Annotated in this window: 6 protein-coding genes; 5 read left to right on the top strand and 1 reads right to left on the bottom strand. The window is 64.8% G+C overall.

From position 1 onward, the window contains the following. Positions 1 to 964: MFS transporter (locus A2J02_RS21840; RefSeq protein ID WP_068053474.1), on the bottom strand; the 964-nt coding region annotated here is incomplete at its 3' end. Between the two features lie 92 nt (positions 965 to 1,056). Between A2J02_RS21840 and aroQ the strand changes: the two genes are divergently transcribed. The 5 genes from aroQ to A2J02_RS21815 all read left to right on the top strand — a co-directional run. Then, on the top strand, positions 1,057 to 1,491 hold the full coding sequence (gene aroQ, locus A2J02_RS21835; protein WP_082899543.1) for a type II 3-dehydroquinate dehydratase: 435 nt from the start codon (positions 1,057 to 1,059) through the stop codon (positions 1,489 to 1,491). A gap of 63 nt (positions 1,492 to 1,554) precedes the next feature. After that, a complete protein-coding gene (locus A2J02_RS21830) occupies positions 1,555 to 2,307 on the top strand; it encodes a DsbA family protein (protein WP_068283861.1) in 753 nt (250 codons plus the stop codon). Positions 2,308 to 2,323: 16 nt separating this feature from the next. After that, a complete protein-coding gene (locus A2J02_RS21825) occupies positions 2,324 to 2,896 on the top strand; it encodes a vitamin K epoxide reductase family protein (RefSeq protein ID WP_068053468.1) in 573 nt (190 codons plus the stop codon). Positions 2,897 to 3,041: 145 nt separating this feature from the next. Then, positions 3,042 to 4,592, top strand: coding sequence for a C40 family peptidase (locus A2J02_RS21820; RefSeq protein WP_068053465.1), 1,551 nt, complete (start codon positions 3,042 to 3,044; stop codon positions 4,590 to 4,592). 21 nt (positions 4,593 to 4,613) lie between these two features. After that, positions 4,614 to 5,346 (top strand): acyl-ACP thioesterase domain-containing protein (locus A2J02_RS21815; protein WP_068053477.1); only part of this gene is annotated, 733 nt, incomplete at its 3' end.

The following is a 5,346-nucleotide window of genomic DNA, read 5'->3' as shown; positions in this document are numbered from 1 at the left end:
CCGAGATCACCACCACGAGCAACACCAACAACCACAGCGGAGCGGGCCCGGGCAACGCCAACACGATCGCCCACATGGTCGCGTTGCTGATCATGATCGCCAGCACCAGCCACGACCGTCGCATCGGATAGCGCCCGGTGAGAACACCCACCACGATGCCCGACGCCACCGCCGATGCCACCGACACCGTCAACAACGCTCCGGCCGTCGACGCCGACAGGCCCTGTGCCGACGTCAGATACGGAACACCCCACAGCAACGCGAACACCGTGATGGAGAACTGAGTACCCATGTGCGAGAAGAAGCCGAGCCGGGTGCCGGGCCGTCGCCACACCTCGGCGATGGAAGCGAGGGTCTGTTTCAGCGTCGTCGGCTCGAACACGGGGGCAGCTCCGTCGTCGGGGCGATCCCTGACGAGCGCGAGAACCAATACGAGCGCAAGGAGACCGAGTGCCGCTGCGCTACCGAACGCGAACGTCCAACCGGGTCCGTTCAACAGAATCAGGAACGGGACCGCCGAGAGCACCTGGCCGAGCTGGCCGAGCAGACCGGTCAGCTGCGAGACGATCGGCACTCGCCGCGGCGTGAACCACACCGGCACCAACCGCAGCACCGAGATGAAGGTGAGAGCGTCGCCCACGCCGACGAACGCGCCCTCGACCACCGCGACCGGAAGCGACTCCGTGAGCGCCAACGTGATCTGTGCCGACGCCATGATCAGCGCGCCCGCGGCGATCATCTTGCGCGAACCGATGCGATCCAACAGCACCCCGGCCGGGATCTGCATCCCCGCGTAGACGATCACCTGCAGCACCACGAACGACGACAGCAGCGACGGCGACACCGAGAACCGATCCGCCGCACTCAGCCCGGCGACGCCGAACGACGTTCGATGCAGCACTCCGACGATGTAGGCGAAGACGCCGACGCCCCACACCACCCAGACTGCCTTGCCAGTACTCACCGGACGATTGTGTCAACCACGCTGTGGAATAGTCGTAGCCGGTAGTCCCCGGAGCAGGCAGTAGTACCCGAAGCAAGAAATGGAGCGACGTCGTGGCCAAGCAGCTGTTGGTGCTCAACGGTCCGAATCTGAACATGCTCGGCACCAGGCAGCCGGAGGTGTACGGCCACGCCACTCTCGCCGACGTCGTCGCCCTGTGCGAGAAGACCGCCGCCGAGCACGGACTCACCGTCAAGGCAGAGCAGTCCAACCACGAGGGCCAACTCATCGACTGGATCCACGAGGCCCGCGGGGTGGCGTCGGGCATCGTCATCAACCCGGGCGGACTGACGCACACCTCGGTGGCGCTGCGCGACGCCCTCGTCATCCCCGAGGTGCCGATCATCGAGGTGCACATCTCCAACGTGCACGCCCGTGAGGAGTTCCGGCACCACTCCTTCGTCTCCCCCATCGCCAGTGGCGTCATCGCCGGACTCGGGATCGACGGATACCGATTCGCCATCGAACGACTGGCTGCGCTTATCTGACACAGCACTCGTTCAACCCAGCTCTCATCTGACACTCAGGTTGTACTGCATAAACTGGTCGCCTTGAACACGAGCAAGAACGTCTCGAAAGACATCAAGGCCATGCAGAACGGCGACAAGAATCGTCGGACTCTGATCCAGATCGTCGTCGCAGTCGTTCTGATCGCGCTCGTGGCGGCGATTGCCCTCTTCATCGTCAACAAGGATTCGACGTCGGGGGATGCATCTTCCGCCGCAGGCTCCGGCGAATCGACCGGGGCCCAGCTCACTCCCACGTCGGTGACGGACGACGGTGCCATCCGCTTCGGCAACCCCGATGCCACCACCGTCGTCAGCGTCGTCGAGGACTTCCAGTGCCCGGCGTGCAAGAACTTCGAGTCCATCAGCGGATCGACGTTGCAGCAGCTGGCCGACGCGGGAAATGTCGCCGTCGACTACCGCCCCATCTCCATTCTCGACCGGTTCTCGAACGGAACCATGTACTCCACCCGCGCGGCAAGCGCCGCGATCTGCGTCGCCGAGAACGACCGCGACAACTGGATGAACTGGCACACCGCAATGTTCGAGCAGCAGCCGGCCGAGGGCGGAACCGGACTGACCAACGACGAACTCGTCGCGATCGCCGCCTCTGCAGGGGCCGACTCCCCCGCCGTCGCGTCGTGCATCACCGGCGGCAGCTACACCGATTGGGTCACCACCCAGACACAGTCGGTCCTCGGCGAAGGCATCAACGGAACGCCGAACGTGCGCGTCAACGGCACCGACGTCTCCAACCCGACGCCGGAGAACATCCTCGCCGCCGCTGCCGGTAACTGAGCGGCAACCGGTCGCCATGAGGACACGCGCAGGCGCTGCTGTATTCACCGTCTTCAGCGCGCTCGGGTTACTCGCCGCGATGACGCTGACGATCGAGCGATTCAAACTGCTCGAGGACGCGTCGTACGTCCCGTCGTGCAGCCTGAATCCGGTGCTCTCGTGCGGCTCGGTGATGGTGACGAAACAGGCTGCGCTGTTCGGTTTTCCGAACCCCATCCTCGGCATCGTCGCCTTCTCCATTGCCCTCGTCGCCGGAGTGCTCTGGCTCGGCCGCGTCGAACTACCGCACTGGTTCTGGCTCGGACTGAGTGCAGGCCTGCTGCTCGGCGAGGTCTTCGTGCACTGGCTGATCTTCGAGAGTCTGTACGAGATCAACGCCCTGTGCCCCTACTGCATGGTGGTGTGGGCGGTGACGATGCCGTTGTTCTTGCTGGCTCTGAGCCGATTGGTCGGCTCCGGCCCGAACAGCGGCGGCACCGTCGGACGCCTCTTCCTCGAATGGCGCTGGACGCTGCTCGCGGTGTGGTACGCAATCGTCGTCGCGCTCATCGGAATCCAGTTCTCGGACTACTGGGCAACTTTGGTTTGAAAATACTGCTCTGACAACCCTGCATTTCCTTTTGCGAATCTCATGAGTCGAACGTCTGCACCGTGCATGATGGGTGCAGCACCCGAGTGAGACTGATCACAGCTCCTGGCTCGGGGAAGATCGTTCGAGTAGCAGGAGTCGATACATGGCAGGCGATCCATTCGCAGTCATCGTTGCCGTCATCGTGTCCGCCGCCGGTGTAGTCGCCGGAACCGACGCCCCGGCTCCGATTCCCGATCAGGCGGTGCAGGACCAGGCGGCAGACATTGCCGCCAACGCCGAAGATCAGGCGAAGACGATGAGCGATCAGTGGACCGAACTACTGGGCACCATGCCCGAACCGGCCGCCGACATCGCCGACCGCACCCTCTCCGACGCCGCCGAGGGCCTGCACACCGCCGCCGAACCGATGCTCCCCGACCTGCCGACGGTGGAAGACATCGAAGCAGTGGACACAGAAGCAGCCGATATCGCTGACCCTGCCAGTGCTACCGATCCTGCCACTGCCACCGATCCTGCTGCGGCGGCGACAGATGTTGTTAGCGCCGCTCCTGCCGCTCTCGCTGCGGCAGTACCCAGCGCGCCACTGCCGTTCAGTGTGTTCTCCTCGGGCGCTGGGTCGTCGAATGCGCTGTCCACCACCGCAGCGGCGCTCGGAGCCGGTGCCGTTCAATTCGCCGGCCGTACGTACACCGCCGCCGACATCGCCACCCAGACCGCGTTCATGGCGTCGGCCGAGGCCATCAGACGTGCACTGTTTCCCGGTCAACCCGCTACGTTCACCGGCATCAACGTGGGCGCGATCGGTTTGGGTGCCGTGGGAGCCATCACCGCCTTCGTGCCGTGGCTGCAGAAGGCGGGCAACATCTGCGGCGGCGTCAAAGCGACGACCATCGCGGCACTGTATGCCGCCGAGAACGGGTTTCGGCACGGCCCCACTGCTCCGGTCTCGAGCACCGGCGCGCAGGGGCCGGGGCAGTTCATGCCAGGAACCTGGGCGACGTACGGCAAGGACTACGACGGCAACGGTGTCACCGACGTCAACAGCATCGGTGATTCGGTGATGGCGTCGGGCACACTGCTGTGCGATATCTACGGGCAGGTCGACGGGTGGAAGCGCGAGGGCAAGGTGTCCGGTGACACCTTGGATCTGACCCTGGCCGGATACAACGCCGGCGCGGGAGCGGTGCTGCGATCGGGCGGTATGCCCTCTGGCACATTCGATTACGAGACGCAGACCAAGCCGTACGTCTCTCGTATCCGGGCGACCGAAACGCAGTTCGCCGCCATCCTGACCCCGTTCGCCGGACTCGACCTCACCGGAATCGGCGGACGATCGGTGCAGTTGGCGATGGACTATCTGGGACTTCCGTACGTGTGGGGCGGCGGCAACATCAACGGACCGTCCGGCGGCGGATTCGACTGCTCGGGCCTGACGTCGTATGCCCTGTACAAGGCCTCGGGCGGAAAGGTGACGCTGCCCCGAACCTCGGAGACTCAGTGGAACGTGGGCACCGAGATTCCGATGGCAATGGCGCAACCGGGCGATCTGCTGTTCGGTAACTTCGGGCCGGCCGGGCCGGGCCACGTGGCGATCTACATGGGCAACGGCCAGATGGTCCACGCTCCCACCACCGGCGACGTGGTGCGCGTGGCACCGGTGTTCGACGGTATGCGCGCCCGTCACATCGTGTAGGTGCGCGCGTACAGTGCGGACGTGACCAATGCACGTGTGGAACCGGCAGGATTCGACGACGAACTGGCACCGGAGCCGCCGCCCGGTGAGGGCTTCGAGACCGACTGGCCGGTGCGAACCGGCGACATCGATCCGAACAACCGACTACGGTTCGACGGCGTTGCCCGCTACCTGCAGGACATCGGTACCGACAACCTCGACGCCACTCCCCTGGGCAAGACGGATCCCATGTGGATCGTGCGGCGCACCGTCATCGACGTCTTCGAGCCGATCCATTTCCCGGACCGAGTGCACATGCGGCGCTGGTGTTCGTCGATGTCGACGCGGTGGTCGAACATGCGCGTGGCACTGACGACACCGAAGGGTGGACGCATCGAGACCGAGGGCTTCTGGATCAACATCAGCAAGGACACCGGAATGCCGACCCGCATCAGCGACGGTGCCCTGGAAATGCTGGCGCGAACCACCGATCAACACCGGTTGCGATGGAAGGCATGGCTGACCGAGCCGGTGCCGGCCGAATCGCCCACGGATGTGCAGTTCCCCTTGCGCGCAACCGATATCGATCCGTTCGACCACCTCAACAATGCGGTCTACTGGCACGCGATCGAGGAGTTGCTGGTCGACGTGCCCGAGCTGGCCGCGTCGCCGCACCGCGCCGTCATCGAATACCTGAGCCCGGTACTGGCGGGTGAACGCGTCACTCTGCGCCATCGCTACGACGGCGGCGCGTTGACCGTCTGGTTCGTCGTCA

The organism is Rhodococcus sp. EPR-147 (assembly GCF_001647185.1).
Lineage (GTDB): Bacteria > Actinomycetota > Actinomycetes > Mycobacteriales > Mycobacteriaceae > Rhodococcoides.
The sequence above is the reverse complement of the archived record's forward strand: the minus strand, read 5'-3'. Positions and strand labels throughout refer to the sequence as shown.

Bases quoted from the DNA above. Each gene is read 5' to 3' on its own strand.
- A2J02_RS21820 (WP_068053465.1), top strand. From the start codon at position 3,042: ATGGCAGGCGATCCATTCGCAGTCATCGTTGCCGTCATCGTGTCCGCC.
- A2J02_RS21825 (WP_068053468.1), top strand. From the start codon at position 2,324: ATGAGGACACGCGCAGGCGCTGCTGTATTCACCGTCTTCAGCGCGCTC.